The sequence below is a fragment of the Spongiibacter thalassae genome, from assembly GCF_012272835.1.
GTDB classification, from domain to species: domain Bacteria; phylum Pseudomonadota; class Gammaproteobacteria; order Pseudomonadales; family Spongiibacteraceae; genus Spongiibacter; species Spongiibacter thalassae.
In genome coordinates this window covers 106,803-133,569 of the sequence record NZ_JAAWWK010000003.1, presented here as the reverse complement: position 1 = coordinate 133,569, position 26,767 = coordinate 106,803, and the positions used below count along the sequence as shown (strand labels likewise).

The following is a 26,767-nucleotide window of genomic DNA, read 5'->3' as shown; positions in this document are numbered from 1 at the left end:
TTACACCGCCACAGTCGCACTGCCAGCGTCCACTCTCAGGGTAAACCGAGGCGCAGATGCACGCTCCCAAAACCGTTCGTGAAAATAAAAGGCCACGGTATTAACCGCAGGCTCAACCACCGCCAGCAAGCCACCTATCACAAAGCTGCCGGTCAGGGCGTAGGCCACACCAAAAGCCACTGAAAAGTGCATAACGGCAAAGCTGATTGTTTTTTTCATGGTCATTACCTGTGTAAGAATTACTCGAACACATATATGATAACGATTCTCATTTATCATTAAAGACAATCTATTCTATAACATCAATAGCTATTAACAATCACAATATAACTCCTGCTCTAATCACCGCGATGACACGTAAAGGCCATTCACCGTTAAACAAGTGTTATGTCATGCTTAACAGGTTAATCTCCCACCTTTGGGGGACACTTAAATTACTCGGATTGCTGTTTGTTATGTTTTCGATTACCGGCTGCGCCCTTCGCGCGGTTAACTGGCTCAGTCACGCTGGCGACACCCGCGCTGTACACAACTTGAGCTATGGCCCCCACGCCCGGCAGAAAATGGATCTCTACCGGCCAACACAAGGCGAAAACCTCCCGGTTGTGCTGTTTATTCACGGCGGCTATTGGTCGTCAGGTGAGCGTGAGGAATACCGCTTTGTCGGGGAAACGCTGGCCCAGCAAGGCTATCTCGCGGCTATCATCAGCTATCGACTCTATCCCGAGGTTGTCTTTCCCGCCTTTATCGAAGATGCCGCAGCGGCAACGGCCCATTTGAGGCAGATCGCCAGCCACCACGGCGGCGACCCGCAACAGCTGTATCTCGCCGGCCATTCCGCCGGTGCCCATTCGGCGCTCAGCCTCAGCCTCGACCCACGCTATCTGGCACCCTATAACGGCACGCCGAATAACTGGATAAAAGGTGTTATCGGCCTCTCTGGCCCCTACGACTTTCTGCCGCCCAAGGCGGCAAAGGTTGCGGCGATATTCGCCTCACCGGAGAATTATCACGACGGCAACCCCATAAATTTTGCAACGAGCAGCGCCCCGCCCGCCTTATTGATCCACAGCAGTAATGACCGCACTGTCGGCGCGTTCAACAGCGAACGGCTAGCCAGAGAGCTCCGCGAGCATCACAACCCGGTCGAACTCGTGTTGTTACCCGGCAACCACGCCACGCCCTTACTCGCCTTCAGCGGATTTAAGCGCGATAACAGTGAAGTATTGGCGGCTATAAACCGATTTATTTCCGGCGTTTTCGCGAACCAACATGCGAACGCCGAGGCCATGGCAGACTAATTCCCGGCCGCTAACCGACCGGCTCTAGCCCATATCGGCCAGGGGATGATTCGGCCAGGGACTCGCGAACAGGGCATCGATTTCCTGCTGTGGCACTTCGGAGGGACACTGATAGCACCAATGGGGATCGCGGTCGCGGTCTATCAGCCGGGCGCGCACACCCTCGGCAAACTCCGGGTCGCGCAAGCGATTGGCCACCAGGATCATTTCAAGCTTAAACACCTCTGCCAGGCTTTTGTTGGTACTGGCGGCAAACTGCGCGACGATAAGGGCCAGAGAGCTTGCAGCCCCTTTATCAGCGCCCTCGGCAGCGCTCTGTAGCCAGGGATCCGACTCTGCACCGCGCTGCAGGGCCCGGCGCAGTTGTACTGCACACTCGGCCTCGCAATGTTGGTCTATCCAACGGCGATGCTCCTTGAGCCGCGCATTCGCCAGACTCATGCCCTGCTCCGCTTCCCAGTCGGTCAGGGCGTCGGTGAGCATTTCGTGATTCGCTCGATGATCGTCGCACCATGGAAGGTGCAGCAGGCTGCGCAATAATTGCTGTCTGAAGGTTGACGCATAGCAATAGTCGGCGAGCCCGCCATAGAGCGCATCGGCCGCACTCATCCTGGCTCCGGTCAGCGCAGCAAATAGCCCGGTTTTGCCCGGCATCTTCCCTAAAAACCAGCCCGCTCCCGCATTGGGCAACAGACCGATGGTCGCCTCTGGTGCAGACAGCTGACTGTTCTCGGTGACAATGCGATGTGAAGCGCCCGCCATCAAGCCAAGGCCAGCGCCCAGTACCAGTCCATCCGCCCAGCAAATAACCGGTTTGGCGAAAGTGTGAATCATATATGCGGTTCGATACTCACAGGCGAGGAATGCTTCAGCCTCAACCGCTGCACCTCCGGGGTTCGACAGGGCCGACTGCATCATCCTGCGAGCATCGGCACCCGCACAGAAACTGCGGCCCCCGGCGCTGTCCAGCAACACAGCTACCGCCTCGCTGTCGTCACGCAAATCCGACAGAAAGCGATACAGCAACTCGGCCATTTCCGGCGTAAGGGCATTAAGACGAGCAGGCGCATTCAGGGTTAATTGCGCCAGATAGCCACCGGCGGGTAAAGGATGGCGTTCCAAACACACGGAGAAATCGACCTGCATAACACCTCTCTGCCCTTGCGGGAGTCGCGGATACCACGCCAGAGTATCGCGCCGCCGCCAGCCCGACTCAAGTCAGAATGGCTAATTACTGCACAGATAGTCGGTAACGTTGGCCCTAGCGTCATCGTTTTATAACCACTACGGCCAATTTTACCCTCTACGCCTTTCGCTATGCTCCCTCCCCAATCGAGAATACTTGCATTCAGCAAGGGAACACTGACTTACGAGGCAGCCATGACAACGTACAAGGCCCCGACACGCGATATCAACTTCGTGCTCAACGAAGTGCTGGATTACCAGACCCATTACCAAAGCATACCCGGCGGCGAAGAAGCCACCCCCGACATGATCGATGCCATCACCGGCGAAGCGGCAAAATTTGCCGAGGAAGTACTGTCTCCGCTGAACAAGGTCGGCGACGAGCACGGCTGCGTATTGAACGACGGCGAAGTTACAACTCCACCCGGCTTCAAGGAAGCCTACGACCTGTGGGTTCAGGGCGGCTGGCAGGGCCTGTCGCACCCCACGGAGTACGGAGGACAGGGGCTGCCCATGTCGCTGGGACTGATCAAGTCCGAGCTGGTCGGCACCGCTAACTGGAGCTGGGGCATGTATCCCGGCCTGAGCCTGGGGGCGATGAACACCCTCTATGTTCACGGCACTGACGAACAGAAAAATCTCTACCTCAGCAAACTCTGCGAAGGTACCTGGACCGGCACCATGTGTCTGACCGAAGCCCACTGTGGCTCTGACCTTGGCCAGATGAAAACCAAGGCTGACCCGCAAGCCGATGGCAGCTACACACTAAACGGCTCAAAAATATTTATCTCTGCCGGCGAACACGATCTGGCCGAGAACATCGTGCACATTGTGCTTGCCCGTACTCCCGGCGCCCCCGAAGGCACCAAGGGTATCTCGCTGTTCATCGTTCCTAAATTCAACTGCGAAGCCGATGGCAGCATCACCGAGCGCAACGGCGTGAAGTGCGGCAGCATTGAAGAAAAAATGGGTATCCACGGCAACGCGACCTGCGTCATCAACTTCGACGACGCTCGCGGCTTTATGCTGGGCAAGGAAAACGAAGGGCTGGCAGCGATGTTTACCTTCATGAACACCGCCCGTATCGGCACAGCGATTCAAGGCCTGGCAGCCTCCGAGTTGGCCTATCAGAACGCTTGGCCCTATGCGATGGAGCGTCATTCCATGCGCGCCCTGTCCGGCACCAAGAACCCCGACAAGGCCGGTGATGCCATCATCCACCACGCCGATGTGCGCCGCATGCTGTTAACTGCCCGCGCCTTTGCTGAAGGTGGTCGGGCGATGATCTACGACGCCGCCAAGTACTCCGACCATATGGTACATGGCAAAACAGAAGAAGAACGGGACGCCGCAGAGAACGAACTGGGTTTCCTTACCCCTATTTTAAAAGCCTTCCTGACTGAAACCGGACTGGAATCGGCCAGCAATGCCATGCAGGTATATGGCGGCCACGGTTTTATCAAGGAACACGGCATGGAGCAGATCTACCGCGACGCGCGGATTGCAACCATGTACGAGGGTACTACCGGTATCCAGGCAATGGATTTGATCGGCCGTAAAGTGGTGTTGGATGGCTTCAAGCTCTACGCGGGTTTCAGCAAGAAGCTCTACAGTTTCGGCTTTAAAAACCTGATCAGCGGCAAACGCCGCTGCTACAGCGCCAAGCTGATTGGCTATACCGCCAAGCTCAACTGGAAAACACTGAAAATGGTTGCCCGCGCCTCGCGCAATCGCGACGCTGTGGCCGCCGCGTCCTACGACTTCCTGATGTACGCCGGTTATCTGTCGATGGCCTACTACTGGGCAATGATGGCAGAGGTCGCCGCCGACAAGCTGGACAAGGGCGAGGGCGACAGTGCGTTCTATCGCGCCAAACTGGAAACCGCCGAGTTTTACTTCGCGCGACTCCTGCCCAGAGCAAAAGCCCACGGGGCAGCGATGGACAGCAGCACGGGTAGCGTTATGGATATGTCACCGGAACATTTTGCCGTTCGCTAAGGCGAACTGCTGACCCTTTCCTGTCAGTTTGGCCGCCCTTGAGGCGGCCTTTTTTGTTTCCGCCAGTATCCACGGGCGAGCGACGCACAGGAAACCGTGTCGCGGTCTCCGCACATCCTGGCGAAATCAGAAAAAATTATTGAAGTGCGCCACAGCGCTATATTTGGCGGGGTATTGGTCTCACCGCTGGCGGCGAGACGACAATCATTAACCGAGTATCAGTAACTTACTTGAGAAACCTGATAGTTCCATGAACCTTGCTCGTCACAGGGGTTGGCAACCTCAGCCACTGCACCGGCCTCTACTGCAAAGGTTTTGACATTCAACGCTGCAGCATTGGCAGTATCTTCGCGGGTATAACTCAACACACCGCTCACCGGGGTGTTACAGCTGTTTTTTACCAGGAAGCGGGTGGAAACCTTCCCGCGATTGTAATAAGGGCAGCTGGATGAATCAGACGCTGACTCGTGTACCTCAACCTTTAAATCCAGACAATTGATCGGTTCGGCGGCATGTGCAGAATGAATACCAAAGGCACCGACTAACAGGGTAGAAAACATCATATATTTCATAATTCACCTGACCTGGAAAATAGACGCGTCGCGATAACGAAAACCTCGTCTTTTAGATAAAATTTGCGCCTTAATTATTAAGTTATGTCCTGATTGAATGAAGCGCTTGCATCCAGCAGGAGATGCCCTTACACAGGACAGGGCCATTCTAGGGGAAAAGACTGTGCAGTAGGCGCTTCAGGTGAGAATAAGCGGTTACAGGGTCATCATTCTTGGTCAGAGTGTGATGGAACACTCACTTTACGGTGATCCAAATCCGTACCCTAGCCTCCAGGCCCCACGGACCGGGCTAAAAGCCGAATCGCCGAGCTACCCAACGCAGCCCGGCTGAGGCCTTTACCGAGTTTAGTGGAGCTTCAAACGCGGACGCCACAGGCGGTTAAAACGCCCGGCCAGCAGCAACATCAATGTGCGCAACCAACCATAGAGCGCAGCCTGATGCAGGCGATACAGGCTGATATACATCATTCTCGCCATCCAGCCTTCCACAAAAATTGACCCACCGCGAAGACTGCCCATTAAATTGCCCACCGCCGCATAATTCGACAGCGACACCAACGAGCCGTGATCCCGGTAGGCAAAGTCGGCCAGCGGCTGCCCATCTATCAAACGCTGCAGGTTTCGGCTGAGATGTTTTGCCATTTGTTGTGCAGACTGCGCCCTCGGCGGCACATTCTTGCCGTCTTCCAGCTCACAGGCACAACAATCCCCCATCACAAACACTCTGGGGTCTTCGCTTTGCAGTGCTTTGTTTACCGGGATTTGATTCAGGCGATTGGCCCCCAAACCGAGGGTTGGCAGTATCTCGGGGGCTTTTATCCCCGCCGCCCACACCAAAAGGTCAGCATCGATACGTCCGCCATCGGCGAGCACAAATCCCCGTTCATCGGCAGATTGCACCTTGGTATCAACATGTACCGCTACCCCCATCTGCTCAAGCTCGCTGCGCACAGTCGCTGCCAGCTCCTCTTTCAGAGCGGGTAACAGACGGGGGCCGGCCTCAATGACATGAACGGTCATTCGCGCTCGGTCCAGCTGCTCATGACCATAGGATTTCAACAGGGCCACGGCATGATGTAATTCGGCTGCCAGTTCCACACCGGTCGCGCCGCCGCCAACAATGGCCAACGAAAACGGCGATGCGGAATAGTCCACCCGCAGACACAGGTCGAGGAACAACTCATGGAAGCGGTCGGCCTGATGGCGGCTGTCAAGGAACAGACAGTGCTCGCGCACGCCCGGCGTATTAAAGTCATTGCCGACACTGCCCACTGCAAGCACCAGATAGTCGTAGTCGAGGGTACGCTCGGGAAGTATTTCTTCTCCGTCGTCGCGACACAGGGGCGCCAGCACAAGCTGCCTGGTGTCCCGCCGAATACCGGACATCGTACCGAGGGCAAAGCGATAATGATTACGCTGGGCATGGGCGCGGTAGTCCACCGCATCCAAATCGGCGTCTATCGCCCCGGTTGCTACTTCGTGAAAGCGCGGTTTCCAGATATGTGTTGCATTGGCATCGACCAGGGTAATCGATGCGCGCCCCTTGCGCCCCAGTCGTTTACCCAGCGATGTCGCCAGTGGCAGGCCACCGGCACCGCCGCCAACAATTACTATTTTTACAGTCATTTCACTGCTCCAGAATATGTGTCCGCCAAGTCTACGGCAGGGTAAAACCGCCGACAATTGACACTGGAAAATAGCCCCTATCACCCTGAAAAATAGGAGGACAACGTTCACGACACAGGGTTCGACTGGAGGTGGCCGGAGAGTAAACTGCTAGCTGTATTCGGCAACCAAAAACAACACTTCAACGGCACCGCTGCCAACGCCAATTTCAGCAAGGGTGATTTTCGACATGGACTTTGGCCACCTCGCTGCGGCCAGAAAGAACTGTGGTATGCTTTGGACCAGTAGACGGCGACTCCATTACACCCAGCTCAGTGACTTGAATGTGAACAAGCAAGACCAAAAACGACGTTATTTCCGTGTACCGTACCCAGAAGCGGCGAAGCCGCCCTTTGAGCACGACACCGGCAAAACCTACAAAGTGGTGGACATTTCCGAACGCGGAATGAAAATAGACACCGCTGGTGACGCGGAACTGGACATTGGCATGCATGTTACCGGTACAGTAATTTTCCACGACAACACCTCGGTAAGGGTCGCAGGCAATGTATTGCGCATCGATCGGGACGGCGCCGCGATCGAGCTGGCAAATAGCCTCAATGTCGGCAATCTGCTACGTGAACAGACCTTTATCCGCAAGAAATTCCCGATGTTTTTGATGGATAAGTCCCGAATGGGCTAGCCCAGCTTATGGGCCGTTCAGAATCACCCGCATGGCCAGCTGTATTTCCCGCAAGAAACTGATCAGCGAAATAATCAAACACGCCATTGCCGCCACAAACAGGCCGACGACGGTCATCCCGACCTGCCATTCGCCCAGAGCACTGATAAATAACAGGGCAATTACCACACATACCAGCAACGAACTGATCGTACCAAAGGCAATGGCACGATTTACGACTCTGGCCCGGCGAGTCAAAATCACCAGCTCGTCGCGCATTCCCGCGGCTCTGTCACCCGTTGCCGACTCCAGACGACTGTGCAGCGCTCGGGAGCGGTCGATAATTCGCGCCAGGCGCCCGGCCAGCACATTGAGTATCGCGCCGATACCCGCCAGTAGGAATACCGGAGCCACCGCCTGCTGAATGGCATGGGTGATGGTCACTACAGCAATGTCCGCTGCCATGAAGGTCCTTACTTACTAAGTTGAATCGACGTTAACCTGAACGCCATCCGCAGGTTTTTATCTTTAGTCCTGGCGCAACACGACATTGCCATCAACACACTCGATAGCCACTGTGGCCACCGGTGTCGGCTTTTTCCCCAGCGCCACCAACTTATGGCTCCAGCCCGGCAGCGCCTTGCCAAAAAAGGCATTGGTCCAGTCGATATTATCGCCGGTCAACAGATCAAAACTGGAACCGTGAAAAGGGCAAACCACCACACCATCGCAAATCTTGCCCTTGGCCAGGGGCAAGCCCAGATGAGGACAGCGGTTTTCGATGGCAGCAATCTGGCCATCAACACGGCTGAGCAAAATCTTCTTACCGTTGGCTTCGCGCACCAGAAACTCGTTTTCTTTTACTTCTTCTACACTTGCAATGATCTGACCAGCCATAAGACTCTCCTGTCACAGGGGTAAAGCCGTTTTCGCCAAGGGCGATTTCATGACGAAGCTAGAGTGTACTCCGCTCACCCCTTCAATTCGAGTGATGCGCTCCAACAGCAATGCCTGAAAGCCGTCCATGTCTTGCACAATCACCTTGAGCAGATAGTCGGCGTCCTGGCCGGTAATCAAATGGCATTCCAGCACCTCGGGGCAAGCAGACACATGGCGCTCAAAATTTTCAAAGCGCTCCGGGGTGTGGCGGTCCATGCGAATCTGTATAAACGCCATCAGACTTAAACCCAGCGCCCGCGCGTCCAGTATGGCGCGATACCCCGCAACCAGACCCGACTCCTCCAACCGCCTGACCCGTCGCAGACAGGGCGAAGGCGATAACCCAATCCGATCTGCCAATTCCTGGTTGGTGAGGCGCGCATCCGTTTGCAGAGCACTCAGAATAGCGCGATCGTAGCGATCGATCTTCATAAAATCCACCATTAATATTACTAGCGCCATATTATTTCAATATTTCTCATTTTTTAGCAATATTCTAGAAAATAAAACTTTTTAACCCAACACTTAGCAATCCCCTGCTCCAGTGCCTTCGATAGACTAGCTCCAAGGTTTCAGAAGCCTACCCACTTCTGCGACCGGGCCGAAAGCCGGCATTACCCCGCCAGCCCACCGCGCCCACTGCGGCAGACCACCCCGCCTGCCGCCGAATTGACAGACGCCACACCCCGGCGAGCGCCATCCCCAACACAATGATGGGCCAAGCCCACTGACAGGAAATACCATGAGCTTTGACCACCGCAAATACCGCCCCGCCGCACAAATCGCCATTCCCGACCGCCAATGGCCGTCCCGCGTTATTACCAGCGCCCCTGACTGGTGCTCGGTAGACCTGCGCGATGGTAATCAGGCACTGGTGGAACCCATGACCGTTCAGCAAAAGCTGCGGATGTGGGATTTGCTGGTCAAGCTCGGCTTTAAAGAAATCGAAGTCGGCTTTCCCTCTGCCTCACAACCGGACTTCGACTTTGTTCGAGCATTGATAGACGGCGACCGGATTCCTGACGATGTGACGATTCAGGTACTGGTGCAGGCTCGGGAAGAACTGATCGTGCGCAGTTTCGAGGCCCTGCGCGGGGCTAAAAAAGCCATCGTGCACGTCTACAACTCGACCAGCCCGGTTCAGCGCGAACGGGTATTCGGCATGGACAAGGCGGGCATCACCGCCATTGCCGTGCAAGGAGCCAAATGGGTGCGTGACTATGCAGCGCAGAATCCCGACACCGAGTGGTCTTTCCAATACTCACCGGAAAGCTTCAGCAGCACCGAAGTGGACTACGCTGTAGAAATTTGCGATGCCGTTATCGAACAGTGGCGCGACAGCGGCCGCCCGCTGATTATTAACCTGCCGGCCACGGTAGAATGCGCCACACCCAATATTTTTGCCGACCAGGTGGAATACTTTTGCCGCAACAGTCGCTACCGCAGCGACTACCGGGTATCGATACATACCCACAACGACCGCGGCTGCGGCGTTGCTGCCGCTGAACTGGCAGTGATGGCGGGCGCCGATCGCATAGAGGGCACGCTGCTCGGCAACGGTGAACGCACCGGCAATATGGACATCGTTACCATGGCGATGAACCTGTACAGCCAGGGGGTCGATCCCAAGCTGGATTTCTCCAATATGGATGAAATTATCGCCGTTGTGGAACACTGCACTACAATCCCCCTGCATCCACGGCATCCCTATGCGGGAGACCTGGTCTTTACCGCCTTTTCCGGCAGTCATCAGGATGCGATCAAAAAATGTATGGCCAGACAGCGCGACGATGAGCATTGGCAGGTCGCCTATCTTCCCATCGACCCTGCCGACCTTAACCGCAGCTACGAGGCAGTGATCCGTATCAACAGTCAGTCAGGCAAGGGCGGCGTCGCCTGGGTACTGGAAAACGACTTTGGTCTGCAAATGCCCCGCTGGCTGCAAATCGACGCCAGCCGCAAAGTTCAGGCCGAGGCCGAGGCCCGCTCCGGTGAGCTCAGCCCCAAGCAGATCTGGTCAGTGTTTGAAGACAACTATCTGGCTGTCAGTGAACATTGCGCGCTGCACGACTACAGCCTTAGACAGAACAACGACAAGCATGGCGGGCGCGACCAGCTTACCCTGCACTTCAATCAATTTGGCAGTGAGATTGCCGTGACCGGCACCGGCGAAGGTGCAATCAGTGCCTTGGTGAATGGCTGGCGGCAACGTTTTGGCGACACCGTAGAAATTATCGACTACAGTGAACACGCGATGAACTCCGGCACCGAGTCACTGGCCATTGCCTATATACTGCTGTCCATTAACGGTCAGCGTTACATCGGCATTGCCCGCCACCGCGATGTCGTAAGCGCCTCGCTCCAGGCGGTTATCAACGCGGCGGCGCAGTCGTTACACCAACGACAAGAACAAGAAGAAGTGCTGGAAAGCCAAGCCGGCTGATCCCGCAACCTCTTCGAGAGCACTCCGTTTTCAACGAGCGGGGTGCTTTTTTTGTCGATAAAATACAGTGGCAACTACGTGGCGCGCACTTCTTTAGTTAATGGACAAGGACGGCAAGCGGCTTATGGATGCAGCATTCTGGCATAACAAATGGGCGCAGAAAGATATCGCCTTTCATGAATTGCAACCCAACCCCCTTCTCGTCCGCTGGCTCGAAACACTGCCGGTGCAGCCCGGTGACCGCATTTTTGTTCCTCTGTGCGGTAAGTCCCGTGACATCGCCTGGCTCCTGAGTAAGGGGTATCGGGTAGCAGGCGCCGAATTAAGCCCACTGGCGATCGAGGCCTTATTTGACGAACTCGCGCTAACACCCACCGTAACAGCAGCGGGAAAGCTCACCCGTTTTTCTGCGACAAACCTCGACATCTTTGTTGGCGATATTCTTGACCTGTCGCCGTCCCAATTGGGGGAAGTCGACGCCCTCTACGACCGTGCGGCGCTGGTGGCCCTGCCCGAGGCCATGCGCGACCAATATGCCCGTCAACTGGTAAAACTTACCGACCGGGCTTCGCAACTGGTCATCTGCTTTGAATATGATCAGCAGCAACTTGCCGGGCCTCCCTTCGCGATTAACCACGACGAGTTGGCCAGACTCTACCACCAAGATTACGATATTACCTCACTACAGATCAAAGAGGTTGCCGGTGGTTTAAAGGGGACGTGTGCCGCGCTAGAGCACGTCTGGCTCCTCTCTGCACACCGGGCCTGAACAGGACAAACCAGCCAGCATCTGCCAAGGGTCGCAGCAAACCCATTACTTTTTTTTGAAACCCTCGTATTATGGGCTTATAAAACGGACGAGACAGGGTCATTGGATGACAAAGGTAGAGAACTTCACCACACTCAGCTGTGCCGAATGCGCCGGGGGGGCTGGGCTGGGATTCGAAATATCAATGGCTTACCAACCCATTGTCGATGTGCAGAAAAAGCAGATGTTCGCACAGGAAGCGCTGGTTCGCGGCCCACAAAATCAAAGCGCTGCGCATATATTCCGCCAGGTCAACGACGGCAACCGCTACCGCTTCGACCAGTCCTGCCGCGTCACCGCACTTAAAACCGCCGCGCAAATCGGCATCGAGGGATTCCTTAGCATTAACTTCCTCCCCAGAGCGGTCTATCGCCCGGAGCTGTGCATTCGCACAACTCTCGCGGCCGCCGAAGAGTTTGGATACCCGATCAGCAATATTATTTTCGAGATCAACGAAGTCGAAAAGGTTGACGACCCCTCTCACCTAAGCGACATAATCGCAGACTACAAACAGCGAGGGTTTAAAACCGCCATTGACGACTTCGGTGCGGGCTATTCCGGCCTGAATCTATTGGCCGACATCCCCGTGGATTTTGTCAAACTGGACATGATTCTGATCAGAAATGTCGATAGCCATCCTACCCGCCAGCACATCGTCAAGGGAATTCTGCAGCTCTGCGCCGATCTCGGTGTCCAGGTCATCGCCGAAGGTGTCGAAACCTACGAGGAAATGGCGACACTGCGCGACCTCGGCATAGAATTGTTACAGGGCTTTTACTTCGCTAAACCCGCCTTCCAGGCCCAGGCTGTCGTATCCGAGCACGTTTACTCCTCCCCTCAGTAAGGCCCCGAAAGTTCAGAAATCCCACTTCGCGCGTTGATTAAACGGGAGACGGGAGACGGGAGACGGGAGACGGGAGTTTATTATCACCGGAGATTATATTAAGGGGCAGTCTGGAATCACCCCCTATTCAGCGGCCGCTAGCGCCGGAACTGGCTAAAATCCGGTGCGCGTTTTTCCATTATGGCCATCACCGCTTCGATATTTTCTGCGGTCCCGGCGAGGCGAGCCATACCGGCCTGCTCAGCATCTATCGCCGCATGGATACGCTGACGGTGCACATCCCGCAGCAGGCGTTTGGTTTCCACCAGTGAGCTGATCGGCCATTGAGCAATTTCCCGAGCTTTGGCCAGCGCCGCTGGCAACACTTCGTCGTCGCTAAAGGCGGCACTGGCGATACCGTAGTCCACCGCTTTTTCCGACCCCAGCCACTCTGAACTGTACATCAACTCTGCCGCCCGGCGCGCGCCGATGATGGCCTGTAGCTGATAGCTACTTCCCCACTCCGGCACCAGCCCCAGAGCGGTAAACGGAAAACGCAGTCTCAAACTGTCACCCACGTAGACAACGTCTGTGTGCAGCAACAGGGTAGCGCCGCCGCCTACCGCAATCCCCCTGGCAGCGGAGACTACTGGCTTGTCGAAATCCACCAATGTCCGCGCTGCGGCTTCAAAGGGGTGTTCCTCATTGCCTTGACTAAAATCATTTAAATCTACGCCGCTGGAAAAATCCTTACCCGCCCCGGTAACCAGCACGCAGGCCACGGCGGGGTCCTCTTGTGCTGAAAGCAAGGCTGCTCGAAAAGTCCGCCACTGTTCGTTGCTGAACGCATTTTTCTTGTCAGGACGATTCAGGGTCAGGGTCAACACGCCCTGTGGATCGAGTTGTTGCAGTACGGTATCACTCATTCGCTCAATATTCCCGGTGAAGGATTCAGGCAGCCATTAGTCGTAGAACACCACCGCCTCGCCAACCCCCGCGCGCTCAGTACGGCATTGATTCGCGGGGTCGCTGCGGTCTTCATAACCCAGTGAAAGGCCAAATAGCAGTCGGTATTCCCCACTCAAGCCCAGTACTTCGCGAACCGGGTCGGCGGTAAAACTCAAAGCCGTCTGCGGACAACTGGCCAGACCCTCTGCGCTCAGGGCGAGCATCAGGTTCTGGGCAAACATGCCGCAGTCTGCGGCTTCGCGCAGACCAAAGGGTTCCGGCAAAAAGATGAAAGCAACGTGGGGTGCACCAAAAAAACTGAAATTACGCATAAATTGCTTATGCCGAAGTGCCTTGTCTTCTCGGCGAGCGCCCACTGCGCGATAAAGTTCAGCGGCGGCCTGTGTCTGACGCTCGCGGTAGACCCCCTGGTATTGCCCGTCGTAGGAGAAATCCATCGACCACTCCCCCGCAGTGAAGGCTGCGGGAATCCTCTCCCGCAGTGTCTCCAGCTTGTCACCGCTCACCAGCGCGCAAAACCAGGGCTGGGTATTACAGTTCGACGGCGCGGTTTGAGCCAGTTCAAATACCCGCTCAAGAATGTCTTTGGGCACTGGTTGCGATAGAAAACCACGCACCGAGCGCCGATGGCGAACAACGTCAGCAAAGGTCGAGGGTCGTGAAAAACTCATGATTCCTTCACCCCGTGCACGGCTCCACTACTCAGCAGCGCTTGAATATCGCTATCGCTATAACCCAATTCGCCAAGCACCTCGCTACTGTGACAACCTGCCGTGACCGGGGGCGACTGGATTGCCCCGGGTGTTCGCGACAAGCGCGGTGCTACCTCGGCTTGCAAAACGCCGTCGTGCATAGTGAGATTACCGCGGGCACGATTGTGGGGGTGCCTGACGGCCTGCGTACTGTCCAGCACCGGTGCAACACAGGCATCACTGTCGGCAAAAATATCACACCACTCCGCCTGGGTTTTCTCGCGGATTCGTGCGGCGATCTCCGCCTGTTGCCGGGGCCACAGCGCCTTGTTCATTTGTACGCTGTAGTCAGTACCGCCAAAGTCGAGCTCGAGGAGGCGCAACAGTTCCGCATAAAAGGGCGGCTCTATCGCGCCCAGCGACAAATACCGGCCGTCCTTACAGGGATAGTTTCGATAAAACGGAGCACCACCGTCGAGGATATTGCTCTCCCGCTCGGACTCCCAAAAGCCAACGTTTTGCAAGCTGTGTACCGTGGTCATCAGCGACGAGGCACCGTCACAGATCGCGGCGTCCACAACCTGTCCCAGGCCAGAGCGCCCCCGCTCATACAGTGCCGAGAGTATGCCCATAATCAGAAACATCGACCCGCCACCGAGATCACCTACCACGTTCAACGGTACCGGCGGTGGTTGATCGGCCCCACCCATCGCACCTAACACACCGCTTATGGCGATATAATTCAGGTCGTGTCCGGCCCGCTGCGCCAGCGGCCCATATTGACCCCAGCCGGTCATTCGTCCATAGATCAGACCGGGATTACTTTCGGTGAAAGTATCGGGGCCAAGACCGAGCTTTTCCATCACCCCCGGACGAAAGCCCTCAACCAGTACATCGGCACTGTCAATCAAGCGCCGGGCAGCAGCAAGCCCTTGCTCACGCTTCAGGTCGATGACAATGGAGCGGCGCCCGCGATGGGTCACATCTCCGCTGATATTCCCCATGCCGCCGCTGCTGCGATCAATACGTACAACTTCCGCGCCGAGGTCAGACAACAGCATACACGCGTATGGCCCGGGGCCGACACCGGCCACTTCAACTACCCGCAGACCACTCAGTGGACCCGCCATTGCCCTCTCCTTACCCTACTCTCGCCCGTACCCGATCGCTTGACGACCGGGAGTTTCTCTAAATGGTCTTATTCTCCGACAAATTGGGCGGGGCGCTTTTCCTTGAATGCACGCATTCCTTCCTTGGCATCCCTGGACGCAAACACCGGTCCGGCAAGTTCATCGGAGCGCTGCATAGCTTCGTCTTCGTTAAGGTGTTCGGTGTGTTCCCGCAGCGAGCGCGTCACCGCCTTCACCGCAAGGGGGCCATTGGCACAAATTTTTTCCGCGATTTTTTTCGCTTCCGCGAGGGTATCTCCCTTGGGAACAACGCGGTTTATCAGGCCGATTTGCAGAGCCTGTTGTGCACTGACGTGCTCACCCAGCAACAGGATTTCGGCGGCGATACAGTACGGAATCTGCTTGCGCAGACGAATAGTTGACCCGGACATTGGGTACAGGCCGCGACTGACCTCAGTCACACCGAAAACGGCATCTTCAGCGGCAACCCGAATATCAGTGCCTTGTAGAATTTCAGTCCCCCCCGCAAGGGCATAACCCTCAACGGCAAGGATGAGCGGTTTACAGGGGCGGTTCTCCCGCAGCAATGCCTGCCAATGCACATTGGGCACGGTGGCCATCACATTCATAAATTCCTCTGTGCTGCGCTGGTTTTCCCCAGCCTTGAGGTCCATTCCTGCACAAAACGTATCGCCGTTGGCGGTGAGAATAGCGCAGCGAAGATTGTCGTCTTCGTCGAGCAGACGCCACGCCCGGTACATGCCCAGCAGCATTTCCGGGCTAAAGGCGTTTTTGGCCTCGGGGCGGTTCAGGGTAACGATTAATACGTGGCCGTCCTGTTCGACAATACAGTTTGCCGTGCTAATGGGCAGTTCAGTGGGCATGACTTGCTCCTGTTTTATTATCTATTAGTAGTGGGGACGGGCGGCCCACCACAGGCTCAGACGACGCGACCGTCGCCCGCGAGGGCAAAGGCCTTCGCCGTTTTGTAATCGGGCTTGCCACTGGGCGCACGCGGTACCACTTCGATCAGGTGAATTTCACGGGGCACCTTGTAACCGGCGATATGCTTGCGGCAATGCTCCTGAACACTGGCCAGGTCGAGCTGGACACCGGCGCGGGCTTGAATAACCGCCGAAACCCGGCTGCCCCAACGTTCATCCGGCACACCCACCACCAGCGCGTCGAACACCCCTTCATGGGCTTTAAGGGCGTCCTCCACTTCTTCCGGGAATATTTTCTCGCCGCCACTGTTGATGCAGTTTGAACCCCGTCCGAATACCGTAATGGAGTTATCCTCTTCCAAAGTTGCGGCATCCCCGGTGAGGAGCCAGGTTTTACCATCCACCTCGACAAAGGTTTTAGCGGTTTTTTCCGGGTCGTTGTAATAACCCAGCGGGATATAACCCGACCGCGCGAAGATACCGGTTTCCCCTGGTTTGGCATGACGACGGGGCTGATCGGGTTCGTCGATTATCACGTCCATATAATCGGTACGGCTGACATTACCCAAGCCAGTCGTATTCTTGCGACTGCCATTGTCCATTCCCATTTGTCCGCCCTCGGAGGAACCAAAGGCATTGGTGATAAACACATTGGGGAAATGGCGTTTGAAAGCGTCCTGCTTGGCGTCGGAGAAAATCGCGCCGCCGGAACCCACATTGAACACCGCGCTGAGATCCCAGCGATCGGGGTTGGCGTCCAGCGCATCGAGTAAGGGGATCGCCATCGCGTCGCCAACAATCTGTACCGCATTGACCTTTTCGTCGGCCACAATCTGCCAGACCTGCTCACCGTCAAAGGAGCGGTTGTGGTTGAGTACCAATTTATTGCCGGCCAACAGCTGAATACAGGCATACCACCAGGACGCGCCGTGCATCAGGGGTGCCAGTGCAATACCCACCAGGGGATGTTCGCCCACCCGCTCACGAATATCTTCAGGGGTGGTACAGGGCCCCAGCGGCGAGAAGTGACCACCACCGCCCATCGCCGCAAAAAAGACGTTTTTGTGCGGCCACATTACGCCCTTGGGCATGCCCGTTGTTCCGCCGGTGTACAGCACAAAATAGTCATCGTCGGCGCGCTCGCCAAAGTCGCGGGCGTCGCTCTGCCCCGCGGCCGCCTCGGCATAGTCCACCGCACCAATGGCCGCAAGGTCTTCGCCACTGTTGTCATCAACCGCGACGAACAAACGCAATTTTTCCGCACCGTCACGCACTCTGGCAATATGGGGTACAAACTCGCGATGGTGAATACAGGCCACCATATCGGCATTGTCAAAGATATACAGCAGCTCGTCGTTGACGTAGCGGTAGTTAACATTGATCGGCACTGCGCGAATTTTGAAGCAGGCCAACATCGCCTCAAGGTATTCGTTGCAGTTATACATATACAGACCAACATGATCCCCCGCCGCAACACCCCGGCTGCGCAAATAGTGCGCCATGCGATTTGCACCGCGATCGAGTTCGCTGAAGGTTGAGCGGCTGTCGCCACAGACCAGAGCCTCTCGCTCCGGCACCTTGTCGGCAACGGCTTCAAACAGATCGGCTAGGTTGAAATGCATACTCATAGTGGCTTCCTGTAGCACCAGGTGCCCCTCGGGCACCGACTTATTGTGGAAAGTTACCCTGCAGCTCGATCCATCGGCGCATTGAGTAACGACACCGTAACCATAGCAAGGTCCGCCGCCCCTGCGCCTCCTCCCAAGGGACGAGCCACAGAGGATCGCGCCGATTCAGTGCTTGTCGGCGCTCACCACCCACATTGAGAAAAACTGCGCACCGCCACCGTAGGCGTGGCCGAGGGCGGTTTTTGCGCCATCGACCTGATGCCCGCCAGCAAGCCCGCGTACCTGCTGGGCCGCTTCGGCAAAACGAATCATTCCGGAGGCTCCGATAGGGTTTGACGACAACACCCCGCCGGAGCAATTCCACGGAATGTCGCCGCCTTCGTCCAGCGACGTCGCACCGCTCATGGTCAGTTCCCAGCCCTTGCCTTCATCGGCGAAACCGAGATTTTCCAGCCACATGGGCTCGTACCAGGAAAACGGCACATAGATTTCGGCGCAGTCAAAGTCCTTGCGAGGGTGGTGTATACCTGCCTGACGATATACATCTTTCGCACAATCGATACCCGCTTGCGGACTAACCTGCTCCCGTCCAGCGTACATGGTCGGCTCCGAGCGCATTGCACAGCCGCGAATCCACGCAGGCTTGCCCGGTGATTGCCCGGCGAGTTCTTCGTTGGCAATCACCATCGCGCAGGCACCGTCAGATGACGGGCAGGCTTCAAGGAAGCGCAGTGGCTCCCAGAGCATCGGGCTGTCCGCCACTTCCTGCATGGTAATTTCACCAAGCTGCAAATGCGCCAGGGGATTGCGCGCGCCATGTAAGCGGTCTTTTACCGCAACTTTGATACCCGCATCGGTGGGCGCATTGGCGCGGCGCACATACTCGCGAATTATCGGCGCGAAATACCCGCCGGCACCGGCATTCAGGTGAGGTGAGAACGGTTGCGGATTCGACAATGCCCACATGGCATTGGACTCCGACTGCTTCTCGAAGGACACCGTTAAAATACGCTTGAACACGCCGCTCTGCACATAGGACGCGGCCACTATAGCGGTAGAGCCGCCCACGGAACCGGCGGTGTGCACCCTCAGCATGGGCTTGCCATTGCAACCAAGGGCGTCGGTCAAATAGAGCTCGGGCATAATCACGCCCTCAAACATATCCGGCGCTTTGCCGAGAATTACGGCATCGATATCGTTCCAGCACAGGCCCGCGTCATCCAGCGCGTTTTGGGCAGCTTCTCGCACCAGACCGGCAATCGAAACATCTTTGCGCTTGGTTTTATATTTGGTTTGGCCGACACCGACCACAGCAGCAAGTTGAGCCATTATTCGGCCTCCAATACGGTAAGCAGGTTTTGTTGCAGGCACGGCCCAGAGGTCGCATGGGCGACTCCCCGCCGTCCCTCTTTGCGAATCAGGCGCATCGCCACTTCACCAATGCGAGACAGACCCGAGGCCATCATGACATTGCCCGCGAGCACGCCCCCGGAAGGGTTAACCACCGTACGCTCGTCCAGCCCCAAAGCGCGACTGAGCACAATTTCCTGATGGCTGAATGGCGCATACAGTTCGGCGATATCGACCGGCCCATTGCTCACTCCAAGCGCCTGCGCCGACTGCTCAACAGACACAGAACGGGCGAGATCCCGTGAACCTATATGGTGGGTTTCGATACGATGATCGATGCCTTTAATTACCGCGTAGGGCTTGCCCCATTCACGGGCTTTCTCGACTGTGCATACGATCATCGCGCAAGCGCCATCGGAAACCGGACAGCAATCGTGGCGACGCAGCGGCGCCTCATAGTGGGCTTCTGTCAGCAGTTGGTCGGCGCTGACCTCAGCCTTTAACTGGGCGTGGGGGTTATTCATGGCGTTACGCCGCGAGCGAGCAACCACCTCGGCCATATCCCGTTCGGTAATCAAACCCTGATCGAGCATATAGCGGGCCTGCATCGCCGCAAAGGCAATGGTGTCTACCCACAGGGGCGCCAGGTAATAGGGGTCAAGTTGTTGCGACAGTACGATGGGTAGTTCACCAGGCGAAGATTTGCCAAAACCATAAATCAGTGCCGACTCGGCGTCCCCCGCCTGCATTTTCAGCCAGGCTTCGTAGAGTGCCCAGGCGGCGTCCATTTCAACATGAGACTCTTTTATCGGCGGTACCGCGCCGAGGGCATCAACACCAGCGACAAAGGCAAAGGCTGCGCCCTGCTGGTAGTCACAGCTGCCGGAACAGGTGAAATCTACATCCTGAGCACTGTTAATACCGGCCTGGGCAAACACCTCTGTGAGCACCGGCATAATCAATTCAACTTCATTTTTCGCACCCGCATCGCGAACGCAGTTCGATTGGGCAAAGGCCACTATGGCGATATCGCGCATCTTAACGCCCTCCTTCGGCGAGTTTGCCAATTTGGTCCACGGGCACATCCGGTTCGTCCAATGGCTTGAAGTACAAAATATTTTCCATGGCGTAGCCCCACTCCTCCGCGGGCTTCCACACCGCCTGTACACGCATGCCAATGCGCACATCGCTGTTATTACATTCGCTCAGCAGGTGCAGAAAACTGATATTGGCGCCGTCGAGCACCAGGTTGGCAATGACGTACGGCGGCTTGATCGGATTATTGGGAATAGGAATGTGGACAATGGTGAAAGACTCCACTGTGGCCTTGTCAGTCAATTCCACTTCGTCAGTGGTGGCAACACCGCAGGCCGCACAGGAACCCCGTGGCGGGATATAGACATTGCTGCACGAGGGGCAGCGTTGACCCACGAGCTTGCCCTGCTTAAGCTTAGCCAGATAACGCGCCGTAGCGCCCCCGGCGGTAAAGTTATAAGTCAGATAGCTCGGTGCATCGATGCCGGTAACCGGCTCGGTGCTGGTGTTCTCCTCCAGCTCCGTGGTCAAGTCCATATCCTCGGGAACAAATCCATTGATGTCGCCGATAAGCCCCTTGGTCTGGGCCGCCCAGCGCACCTTTACCCGCATACCGGTTTTCATTGCACTGATCTCACCCGCGTCCACCCAGTGCAGCATTGGCGTATCGGCACCGTCGAGAGTAATCAACGCCCAGGCAAAGGGTTTGTCACTGGGGTGGGCCTTGCGCGGCTGGCTAACCCAGGCCCAGGTGGTGACCGTGCCGCAGTCGGCAACATCGACAAACTCAGACAGGGCCTCTGCGGTATGGGGGTCGTATTCCACCGGCGGCATCAGCACCTTGCCGTCGCTACCCTTGATGCCGAGGACTTTGCGCGAACGCAGCCCCGTGAGAAACTGCCCGACAACAGGGCCCGTGGTGCGGGTATAGGTATACCCCAAGGTAAAGGCCTGACTTAAAATCTCAGCCGATGAGGACATGCCGAATCTCCTTGATGAAGGTCAAAGTTCGGTCGCAGTGCACACGGCAGGGTCGAATACGCTGCGAATCGAGTATGATTTCGAGTATCGCCACCGCACCGAGAGTGCACAATGTCGCCGCAGATCACTGTGCTGACAAAAACGATCACCCCTTTAACACCCCCATAGAAGGATGACATCGCGCCCATGAAGGAACCCTACGAACACGCCAACCCCTTGGTGCGCTACAGCCTTCTCGCCCTGGGCTGGCTGTCCTTTGTATTGGGTATGATTGGTTTGCTGTTACCGGTAGTACCCACCTCCCCTTTTCTGATACTCAGCGCCGCCTGCTTTTTACGCAGCTCCCCGCGCTTTTATCACTGGCTGGTCAACCACCGCTGGTTCGGGATTTACGTGCGCTATTATCTCGAAGGCAAAGGCATGCCCAGGCGGGTCAAGTTTTTGGTACTGGGTATGTTGTGGGTGATGATTTTGAGCAGTGCCCTGGTGATCGTACGAATTCCCTGGGTGACACTGGTGATGTGCTCCATTGCTGGATTGGTGAGCGTGTATATTTTACGGCTGCCGACGCCTGAGGAATAACGCCCGTGCAAACACCGACACCTGCCAACAGGCTAGATCAGCGACTACCCAGGGCCTTTGCCATATTGTCGGCGATGCGCGCAGCAACCACTTTGGCGCGCTCGGTTTTCGGCCCGGCAAAATGGGTGTTGGCAGCCTGTTCAAAATAGGCCAGCCAGCGTTCGAAGTCAGCGGCTTCCAGCGGCTGCTTTTCGTGCACTTCCCGGTGAATATTCATGGTGTGGCGCTGATAATCGCTGCCGCCAAGCAGAAGCTTTTCCCAATAGGCCTGAATACGGGGGAAGTGTTCGCGAATATCGATATCCGCCACATCGAAAAAAATCGGCGCCAGGCGCTCATCTTTTAACAGCAGCTCGTAGAAGGCCTCGACGAATTCGCCAATGGCCTCGGGGCTATCCATATCCGGTTTAGGGGCAGCATCTGTCATAAGCGATAGTCCAGGCTTGTCCGGTCGCTGACGAAAACGGTGTCGCCTCAGCGCCCCTTACGCGGCGCGTTTTTCTTTTTCTTGTCGGCCTTCTTGGTAAACGTCACCAGTCGCTGCTTGCGTTCCTGCTGGCGCTTGGTCAGCGGATTTTTCTTGCCCTCATAGGGATTTTCAGAGGTCTTGAATTCAATACGCAGGGGCGTGCCAACCATATCCAGTTCGCGGCGAAACACTTTTTCCAAATAGCGGGTGTAACTGCCCGGCACCTTGCTGGTTTGATTGCCATGGATGACGATAATCGGCGGATTGTGGCCACCGGGATGAGCCAGACGCAGCTTGATGCGCCGCCCGTTAATCATCGGCGGCGCGTGGTCGTGCACCGCGCCTTCGAGAATCATGGTTAAGCGGCGGGTTTGCAGCGCCATGGTCGCCGAGCGATAGGCCTTCTCGATGGACTCGTAAAGATGTCCCACGCCAGTACCGTGCAGAGCAGAGATAAAATGTATTTCGGCGAAGTCGATAAACTGCAGACGACGATCCAATTCGGTCTTAATCCGGTTTTTCTGATCGGCACTGAGGCCGTCCCACTTATTAATGGCAACGACCACCGCGCGACCGGAATCAATCACTTGTCCCAGCAGGTGCAGATCCTGATCGACAACATTCTCCCGACCATCCATCACCAGAATAACCACATTGGCATCGTCGATGGCTTTCAGGGTTTTGACAATGGAAAATTTTTCGACGGTTTCGCTTATTGAGCGGCGCTTGCGCACCCCCGCAGTGTCGATGATGGTATAGGGTTCGCCTTCGCGCTCGTAATTAATATAAATACTGTCGCGGGTCGTGCCCGGTTGGTCGTAGACCACCACTCGTTCTTCGCCAAGCATTCGGTTGACCAAGGTGGATTTTCCGACATTGGGCCGTCCGACCACCGCAATCTTTTTGCCCGTTGCCTTGGCACCGGGGCCGTCGGCCTCCTCCGCTTCGGGGAACAGCTCAAGCACGTCTTCTACCAGCTTGCGCACTCCCTTGCCGTGGCTGGCGGTGAGGGGGTAAATATTCGCGGCACCGGTTTGATAGAACTCCGCCATCGCGACATTGGGATCCGCGCCGTCGATTTTGTTGGCAACGATAAATACGGGTTTGGAGCAGCTGCGCAGATGATGAATCAGGCCCTGATCCGCGGGCATCAGACCCGCACGGGCGTCGAGCATCAACACCACAGCATCGGCCTCGTCGATGGCCTGCATGGACTGCTGGGCCATCGCTTCGTCGATGCCCTCTTCGTCGCCGTTGACACCGCCGGTATCAATCAGCATAAAGCGGCGGTCGCCGAGGGTCGCTTCCCCATATTGGCGGTCGCGGGTCAGCCCGGGGAAATTCGCCACGAGTGCATCGCGGCTTTTCGTTAAACGATTAAATAATGTCGATTTACCGACGTTCGGTCGGCCAACAAGGGCGATTACCGGAACCATACTTCTCTCACCTGAAAACGCAATTGTCGGCCTGAGGCCTTACTTGTCCTGAACTTTATAGGCCGCCAGCTTACCGCTGTTGCCATAAACATAAAGCAGTTTACCATCGACCAGCATCGGCGCACGCAGACCATCGCTGTCGTGGCGGGTACGCCCTTGCAGTTGGCCATCGAGCTGACCGATCAGATGAAGATAACCCTCGAAGTCACCCACAACGATTACCCCTGACAGAGCGGCTGGCTCAGTGAGGCGACGGCGCGCCAAAACCGTTTGCGTCCACGCGATATTCTGTCCGCCGTCGGCAATCGCGCTGACACCGCCTTCGGCATCGACCACGTAGATGTTGCCCAGCGACTCCGTTGCGCCGACGTAGCTTGAATTGTCCTTCGACCAGATAGGCCGACCGCTGCGCACATCTACCGCCAATACCTTGCCCTGATAACCGTTGGCGACCACCAGCTGACCATTTTCAATCAGCAGCAAACGGCCATCAACATCCACCAGACGCTCGATCTCGGTGCTTCCCTGGGGAACGGCGACCCGCTGTTCCCAGCGTGCAGTACCACTGTCTACGTCCAGCGCCACCAGTCGACCATTGGCCAGACCCGCAAGCACCACACCCCGCGTAATCACCGGGCTGCTGGTACCGCGCAGACTCAAGCGCGGCACCTGTGCGGAATAGGTCCATTTGCGCTGCTGGTCGTCCAAGCTAAAACCATGAATCAAGCCACTGTAGGTTTGCACCACAACAATGCTGCCATCACTGGCCGGAGCACCCAGCACTTCGCCGTTTACCGGTGCGCGCCACAGTATTTTGCCGCCATTGCGATCCAGCACCACCAGCTCTCCGTCGGCGGTACCCACAAACAGGCGATTGCGATCAAGCCCCACACCACCGGAAATATTCAGCTCGTGGTTTTTTCGCCACAGCCGCTCGCCAGTCTTCTTGTTGTAGGCGGCCACCACACCATCGGCAGAGGCCACAAACAGCTCGTCGCCATCGATCACCGGCGTAATGCGGTAATAGGCTGTACCCTGGCCGTCGCCGACCGAAGTCGACCACACTTTTTTCAGGGAGCGGGTTTCACTGATTTCCGTCAACGGTGCCGGATCACTGCTTTTCGGTGTCGATGAACAGGCAATCATCGACAGTGTTAGCAGAACGAGGGACGTAAGCCGGAGTGTATTCATGGGAAGTCCCTTATTGGCCAGCGGCGACTTTATAAGCCGCCAGACTGTTGATTTTCATGTCCAGCAATGGGTTGTTCATTGGGCTTTCCTGACGGCGCCCAAGCACCCTGGCCTGCTCATAGGCCGCCAGCGCTTCTGCAGGTTTGCCCTCGGCGTGCAGAATATCGCCGCGCAGTTCCGCCGCAAGGGGCGCTACCGGGGTGTTTTCCAGTTTAGCTATCAGTGCCAATGCGGCGGCGTTGTCACCGCTGGCGGCCTTGACCTTGGCCAAGCGCATTTCTGTCTGAATACGGATAGCCATCTCGGGTTTCTGCGCCAGTACCCATTCGAGCTCCATTTCCGCCGTGGGGTAATCGCCATCGGCAACTGCGTATTTCGCCTTCATCAAGGCCGCGTATTGGGCGTAGTCCAAACCGCTGTACGCCGACTTCAAGGTTTCCGCCAGGTGCTCGGCGGTAGAACGCTTGCTGGCATCGTTGGCCAGGGCGGCATCGGCTTGCAACAGGTTGTCGTAGATCACCGACGCCTCAGCCGCCTGCTCGCGCTGGTAGTCATTCCAGCCGCGCCAGCCAAATACTGCAGCCATGGCAATGGCCACGCCCAACACGGTTGACTTACCATTTTCCTGCCACCAGCGTTTGATCGCCTCTACCTGTTCTTCTTCTGTACGGAAGGTTTCCACGTTATTCCTCTAACCCTGATTCAGGCCTGGCCGGCCCGAAATTGACTGATAAATTGACTGAGCTCGGCGATCGCAACCCGCTGTTGTTCACTTTGACCACGCAGGTCTTTCACACTGACCTCACCATTGGCCAGCTCATCCTCACCGAGGATGATAGCCAGACTCGCGCCACTTTTGTCAGCTTTTTTGAACTGACTTTTATAGCTGCCACCGCCGCAGTGGAGCAGCACCTTCAGGTCGTCGCTTTGCCCGCGCAGCTTTTCCGCGATCGCCAACGCCTGTACCTCGGCCGCCTCACCACTGGCCATAATATAGACATCGGCGAGGGCTTCGGATTCCGGCGTGGCCTCCAATGCTTGCAGTAATAGCACCAGTCGCTCAAGCCCCATAGCAAAGCCCACCGCGGGGGTCGGCTTGCCACCAAGTTGCTCCACCAAACCATCGTAACGGCCACCGGCACAAACGGTTCCCTGGGCCCCCAGAGCGGTGGTTGTCCATTCAAACACTGTGAGACCGTAATAATCCAGTCCCCGCACCAATTTGGGATTAAATGTGTAGCTGACCCCAATCGCATCCAGACGGGCGCATAAACCGTCGAAATGGCTGCGCGAAGCCTCGTCAAGGTAATCGCTGAGCACCGGGGCATCGGCCAACAGAGCCTGGGTCTCGGGCACCTTGCTGTCGAGAATGCGCATTGGGTTGGTGTGCAAACGGCGCTGGCTGTCGGCGTCAAGCTGGGCTTCAAACTGGCTCAGATAGTCAATCAGGGCCTGACGGTAGCGGCCGCGGCATTCACTGCTGCCGATGCTGTTCAATTCCAGTGTCAGGGCATGGTCAATACCAAGGTCTTGCCAAAGTCGAGCGCTGATGGCGATCAATTCAGCATCGATATCCGGGCCGTTCATACCAAAGGTTTCGACACCGATCTGATGAAACTGGCGCAGCCGGCCTTTTTGCGGGCGCTCGTGGCGGAACATCGGCCCTGCATACCACAGGCGCTGAATTTGATTGTGCAATAAACCATTCTGGTCACAGGCGCGCACGCAGCTCGCAGTGCCCTCAGGGCGCAGCGTCAGGCTGTCGCCATTGCGGTCGGCGAAGGTGTACATTTCCTTCTCGACGATATCGGTGACTTCACCGATAGAGCGCTTGAACAGCTCAGTCTGCTCAACAATAGGAAAACGGATTTCCCGATAGCCATAGCGTTTTAGCAGGTCGGCGACCCGCCCTTCGAGATACTGCCACAACGGTGATGCTTCGGGGAGAAGATCATTCATCCCACGAATTGATTGAATTCGACCCACATTAATACCTGGTTACTG

Annotated in this window: 27 protein-coding genes; 7 read left to right on the top strand and 20 right to left on the bottom strand. The window is 56.5% G+C overall.

Annotated features, from left to right (window positions below):
• Positions 1-219: a DUF2061 domain-containing protein gene (locus tag HCU74_RS09475; RefSeq protein ID WP_168450196.1), complete on the bottom strand. Its 219-nt coding sequence runs from the start codon at positions 217-219 to the stop codon at positions 1-3.
• Between the two features lie 173 nt (positions 220-392).
• On the opposite strand from HCU74_RS09475, the gene HCU74_RS09470 reads away from it, so the two are divergent.
• Positions 393-1,301 carry an alpha/beta hydrolase gene (locus tag HCU74_RS09470; protein WP_168450195.1) on the top strand — a complete coding sequence of 303 codons (909 nt, stop codon included), beginning with the start codon at positions 393-395 and terminating at the stop codon, positions 1,299-1,301.
• A 24-nt stretch (positions 1,302-1,325) separates the two neighbouring features.
• Here HCU74_RS09470 and HCU74_RS09465 read toward each other — a convergent pair whose 3' ends face one another.
• Positions 1,326-2,447 carry an enoyl-CoA hydratase/isomerase family protein gene (locus HCU74_RS09465; RefSeq protein WP_168450194.1) on the bottom strand — a complete coding sequence of 374 codons (1,122 nt, stop codon included), beginning with the start codon at positions 2,445-2,447 and terminating at the stop codon, positions 1,326-1,328.
• Between the two features lie 234 nt (positions 2,448-2,681).
• On the opposite strand from HCU74_RS09465, the gene HCU74_RS09460 reads away from it, so the two are divergent.
• Positions 2,682-4,484, top strand: coding sequence for an acyl-CoA dehydrogenase C-terminal domain-containing protein (locus HCU74_RS09460; protein ID WP_168450193.1), 1,803 nt, complete (start codon positions 2,682-2,684; stop codon positions 4,482-4,484).
• 218 nt (positions 4,485-4,702) lie between these two features.
• On the opposite strand, the gene HCU74_RS09455 is transcribed toward HCU74_RS09460, so the two are convergent.
• A complete protein-coding gene (locus HCU74_RS09455; RefSeq protein WP_168450192.1) occupies positions 4,703-5,056 on the bottom strand; it encodes a hypothetical protein in 354 nt (117 codons plus the stop codon).
• A 345-nt stretch (positions 5,057-5,401) separates the two neighbouring features.
• Entirely contained in the window at positions 5,402-6,682 is a 1,281-nt protein-coding gene (locus HCU74_RS09450) for an NAD(P)/FAD-dependent oxidoreductase (protein WP_168450191.1), read from the bottom strand.
• A gap of 229 nt (positions 6,683-6,911) precedes the next feature.
• Here HCU74_RS09450 and HCU74_RS09445 point away from each other — a divergent pair, with 229 nt between their 5' ends.
• Entirely contained in the window at positions 6,912-7,364 is a 453-nt protein-coding gene (locus HCU74_RS09445) for a PilZ domain-containing protein (RefSeq protein ID WP_168450190.1), read from the top strand.
• Between the two features lie 6 nt (positions 7,365-7,370).
• On the opposite strand, the gene HCU74_RS09440 is transcribed toward HCU74_RS09445, so the two are convergent.
• From HCU74_RS09440 to HCU74_RS09430, 3 genes are all read right to left on the bottom strand, one after another.
• The gene (locus HCU74_RS09440; protein ID WP_168450189.1) at positions 7,371-7,808 is read right to left on the bottom strand and encodes a DUF2721 domain-containing protein; all 438 of its coding nucleotides are present in this window, start codon (positions 7,806-7,808) and stop codon (positions 7,371-7,373) included.
• 63 nt (positions 7,809-7,871) lie between these two features.
• On the bottom strand, positions 7,872-8,240 hold the full coding sequence (locus HCU74_RS09435) for a Rieske (2Fe-2S) protein (protein WP_168450188.1): 369 nt from the start codon (positions 8,238-8,240) through the stop codon (positions 7,872-7,874).
• 12 nt (positions 8,241-8,252) lie between these two features.
• On the bottom strand, positions 8,253-8,714 hold the full coding sequence (locus HCU74_RS09430) for an Lrp/AsnC family transcriptional regulator (RefSeq protein ID WP_168450187.1): 462 nt from the start codon (positions 8,712-8,714) through the stop codon (positions 8,253-8,255).
• A gap of 310 nt (positions 8,715-9,024) precedes the next feature.
• On the opposite strand from HCU74_RS09430, the gene leuA reads away from it, so the two are divergent.
• The 3 genes from leuA (at position 9,025) to HCU74_RS09415 (ending at position 12,377) form a co-directional block, all read left to right on the top strand.
• The gene (leuA, locus tag HCU74_RS09425; RefSeq protein ID WP_168450186.1) at positions 9,025-10,725 is read left to right on the top strand and encodes a 2-isopropylmalate synthase; all 1,701 of its coding nucleotides are present in this window, start codon (positions 9,025-9,027) and stop codon (positions 10,723-10,725) included.
• Between the two features lie 100 nt (positions 10,726-10,825).
• Complete coding sequence (tmpT, locus tag HCU74_RS09420) at positions 10,826-11,494, top strand: thiopurine S-methyltransferase (RefSeq protein WP_246864564.1); 669 nt, start codon at positions 10,826-10,828, stop codon at positions 11,492-11,494.
• 106 nt (positions 11,495-11,600) lie between these two features.
• Positions 11,601-12,377: an EAL domain-containing protein gene (locus HCU74_RS09415; protein ID WP_168450185.1), complete on the top strand. Its 777-nt coding sequence runs from the start codon at positions 11,601-11,603 to the stop codon at positions 12,375-12,377.
• Positions 12,378-12,514: 137 nt separating this feature from the next.
• Here HCU74_RS09415 and HCU74_RS09410 read toward each other — a convergent pair whose 3' ends face one another.
• The 8 genes from HCU74_RS09410 to HCU74_RS19995 all read right to left on the bottom strand — a co-directional run bounded on the left by HCU74_RS09410 (position 12,515) and on the right by HCU74_RS19995 (position 21,085).
• Positions 12,515-13,282: an enoyl-CoA hydratase-related protein gene (locus HCU74_RS09410; protein WP_168450184.1), complete on the bottom strand. Its 768-nt coding sequence runs from the start codon at positions 13,280-13,282 to the stop codon at positions 12,515-12,517.
• Positions 13,283-13,318: 36 nt separating this feature from the next.
• Entirely contained in the window at positions 13,319-13,996 is a 678-nt protein-coding gene (locus HCU74_RS09405; protein ID WP_168450183.1) for a nitroreductase, read from the bottom strand.
• Positions 13,993-15,147 (bottom strand): CaiB/BaiF CoA transferase family protein, encoded by a 1,155-nt coding sequence (locus tag HCU74_RS09400; protein WP_168450182.1) that lies wholly within the window; start codon positions 15,145-15,147, stop codon positions 13,993-13,995. The genes HCU74_RS09405 and HCU74_RS09400 overlap by 4 nt, the downstream gene beginning before the upstream one ends.
• 68 nt (positions 15,148-15,215) lie before the next feature.
• On the bottom strand, positions 15,216-16,031 hold the full coding sequence (locus HCU74_RS09395; protein ID WP_168450181.1) for a crotonase/enoyl-CoA hydratase family protein: 816 nt from the start codon (positions 16,029-16,031) through the stop codon (positions 15,216-15,218).
• 56 nt (positions 16,032-16,087) lie between these two features.
• Complete coding sequence (locus HCU74_RS09390; RefSeq protein WP_246864563.1) at positions 16,088-17,719, bottom strand: acyl-CoA synthetase; 1,632 nt, start codon at positions 17,717-17,719, stop codon at positions 16,088-16,090.
• A gap of 165 nt (positions 17,720-17,884) precedes the next feature.
• Positions 17,885-19,048, bottom strand: a complete 1,164-nt coding sequence (locus HCU74_RS09385) for a thiolase domain-containing protein (RefSeq protein ID WP_168450180.1) — start codon at positions 19,046-19,048, stop codon at positions 17,885-17,887.
• The gene (locus HCU74_RS09380) at positions 19,048-20,106 is read right to left on the bottom strand and encodes a thiolase domain-containing protein (protein ID WP_168450179.1); all 1,059 of its coding nucleotides are present in this window, start codon (positions 20,104-20,106) and stop codon (positions 19,048-19,050) included. Before HCU74_RS09380 ends, HCU74_RS09385 begins: the two co-directional genes overlap by 1 nt.
• Before the next feature lies 1 nt (position 20,107).
• Positions 20,108-21,085, bottom strand: a complete 978-nt coding sequence (locus HCU74_RS19995) for a Zn-ribbon domain-containing OB-fold protein (RefSeq protein WP_168450178.1) — start codon at positions 21,083-21,085, stop codon at positions 20,108-20,110.
• A 186-nt stretch (positions 21,086-21,271) separates the two neighbouring features.
• On the opposite strand from HCU74_RS19995, the gene HCU74_RS09370 reads away from it, so the two are divergent.
• Positions 21,272-21,667, top strand: coding sequence for a YbaN family protein (locus HCU74_RS09370; protein WP_168450177.1), 396 nt, complete (start codon positions 21,272-21,274; stop codon positions 21,665-21,667).
• A gap of 37 nt (positions 21,668-21,704) precedes the next feature.
• On the opposite strand, the gene HCU74_RS09365 is transcribed toward HCU74_RS09370, so the two are convergent.
• Genes HCU74_RS09365 through hisS form a run of 5 tightly spaced genes read right to left on the bottom strand, consistent with a single transcriptional unit; the run spans position 21,705 to position 26,749 of the window.
• Positions 21,705-22,094: a group III truncated hemoglobin gene (locus tag HCU74_RS09365; RefSeq protein ID WP_168450176.1), complete on the bottom strand. Its 390-nt coding sequence runs from the start codon at positions 22,092-22,094 to the stop codon at positions 21,705-21,707.
• A 47-nt stretch (positions 22,095-22,141) separates the two neighbouring features.
• The gene (der, locus tag HCU74_RS09360) at positions 22,142-23,572 is read right to left on the bottom strand and encodes a ribosome biogenesis GTPase Der (RefSeq protein ID WP_168450175.1); all 1,431 of its coding nucleotides are present in this window, start codon (positions 23,570-23,572) and stop codon (positions 22,142-22,144) included.
• Between the two features lie 39 nt (positions 23,573-23,611).
• Positions 23,612-24,763: an outer membrane protein assembly factor BamB gene (bamB, locus tag HCU74_RS09355; protein WP_168450174.1), complete on the bottom strand. Its 1,152-nt coding sequence runs from the start codon at positions 24,761-24,763 to the stop codon at positions 23,612-23,614.
• A gap of 10 nt (positions 24,764-24,773) precedes the next feature.
• Complete coding sequence (locus HCU74_RS09350) at positions 24,774-25,445, bottom strand: tetratricopeptide repeat protein (protein WP_168450173.1); 672 nt, start codon at positions 25,443-25,445, stop codon at positions 24,774-24,776.
• A gap of 20 nt (positions 25,446-25,465) precedes the next feature.
• Positions 25,466-26,749: a histidine--tRNA ligase gene (gene hisS / locus HCU74_RS09345; protein ID WP_168450172.1), complete on the bottom strand. Its 1,284-nt coding sequence runs from the start codon at positions 26,747-26,749 to the stop codon at positions 25,466-25,468.
• Positions 26,750-26,767 lie beyond the last annotated feature (18 nt).

Bases quoted from the DNA above. Each gene is read 5' to 3' on its own strand.
- leuA (WP_168450186.1), top strand. From the start codon at position 9,025: ATGAGCTTTGACCACCGCAAATACCGCCCCGCCGCACAAATCGCCATT.
- HCU74_RS09365 (WP_168450176.1), bottom strand. From the start codon at position 22,094: ATGACAGATGCTGCCCCTAAACCGGATATGGATAGCCCCGAGGCCATT.
- bamB (WP_168450174.1), bottom strand. From the start codon at position 24,763: ATGAATACACTCCGGCTTACGTCCCTCGTTCTGCTAACACTGTCGATG.
- HCU74_RS09440 (WP_168450189.1), bottom strand. From the start codon at position 7,808: ATGGCAGCGGACATTGCTGTAGTGACCATCACCCATGCCATTCAGCAG.
- HCU74_RS09445 (WP_168450190.1), top strand. From the start codon at position 6,912: ATGGACTTTGGCCACCTCGCTGCGGCCAGAAAGAACTGTGGTATGCTT.
- HCU74_RS09430 (WP_168450187.1), bottom strand. From the start codon at position 8,714: ATGAAGATCGATCGCTACGATCGCGCTATTCTGAGTGCTCTGCAAACG.
- HCU74_RS09460 (WP_168450193.1), top strand. From the start codon at position 2,682: ATGACAACGTACAAGGCCCCGACACGCGATATCAACTTCGTGCTCAAC.
- HCU74_RS09400 (WP_168450182.1), bottom strand. From the start codon at position 15,147: ATGGCGGGTCCACTGAGTGGTCTGCGGGTAGTTGAAGTGGCCGGTGTC.
- HCU74_RS09385 (WP_168450180.1), bottom strand. From the start codon at position 19,048: ATGGCTCAACTTGCTGCTGTGGTCGGTGTCGGCCAAACCAAATATAAA.
- HCU74_RS09370 (WP_168450177.1), top strand. From the start codon at position 21,272: ATGAAGGAACCCTACGAACACGCCAACCCCTTGGTGCGCTACAGCCTT.
- HCU74_RS09410 (WP_168450184.1), bottom strand. From the start codon at position 13,282: ATGAGTGATACCGTACTGCAACAACTCGATCCACAGGGCGTGTTGACC.
- HCU74_RS09405 (WP_168450183.1), bottom strand. From the start codon at position 13,996: ATGAGTTTTTCACGACCCTCGACCTTTGCTGACGTTGTTCGCCATCGG.
- HCU74_RS09415 (WP_168450185.1), top strand. From the start codon at position 11,601: ATGACAAAGGTAGAGAACTTCACCACACTCAGCTGTGCCGAATGCGCC.
- HCU74_RS09435 (WP_168450188.1), bottom strand. From the start codon at position 8,240: ATGGCTGGTCAGATCATTGCAAGTGTAGAAGAAGTAAAAGAAAACGAG.
- HCU74_RS09455 (WP_168450192.1), bottom strand. From the start codon at position 5,056: ATGAAATATATGATGTTTTCTACCCTGTTAGTCGGTGCCTTTGGTATT.
- HCU74_RS09475 (WP_168450196.1), bottom strand. From the start codon at position 219: ATGAAAAAAACAATCAGCTTTGCCGTTATGCACTTTTCAGTGGCTTTT.
- HCU74_RS09465 (WP_168450194.1), bottom strand. From the start codon at position 2,447: ATGCAGGTCGATTTCTCCGTGTGTTTGGAACGCCATCCTTTACCCGCC.
- HCU74_RS09470 (WP_168450195.1), top strand. From the start codon at position 393: ATGCTTAACAGGTTAATCTCCCACCTTTGGGGGACACTTAAATTACTC.
- HCU74_RS09390 (WP_246864563.1), bottom strand. From the start codon at position 17,719: ATGAGTATGCATTTCAACCTAGCCGATCTGTTTGAAGCCGTTGCCGAC.
- HCU74_RS09395 (WP_168450181.1), bottom strand. From the start codon at position 16,031: ATGCCCACTGAACTGCCCATTAGCACGGCAAACTGTATTGTCGAACAG.
- der (WP_168450175.1), bottom strand. From the start codon at position 23,572: ATGGTTCCGGTAATCGCCCTTGTTGGCCGACCGAACGTCGGTAAATCG.
- HCU74_RS09450 (WP_168450191.1), bottom strand. From the start codon at position 6,682: ATGACTGTAAAAATAGTAATTGTTGGCGGCGGTGCCGGTGGCCTGCCA.
- HCU74_RS09380 (WP_168450179.1), bottom strand. From the start codon at position 20,106: ATGCGCGATATCGCCATAGTGGCCTTTGCCCAATCGAACTGCGTTCGC.
- tmpT (WP_246864564.1), top strand. From the start codon at position 10,826: ATGGACAAGGACGGCAAGCGGCTTATGGATGCAGCATTCTGGCATAAC.
- HCU74_RS19995 (WP_168450178.1), bottom strand. From the start codon at position 21,085: ATGTCCTCATCGGCTGAGATTTTAAGTCAGGCCTTTACCTTGGGGTAT.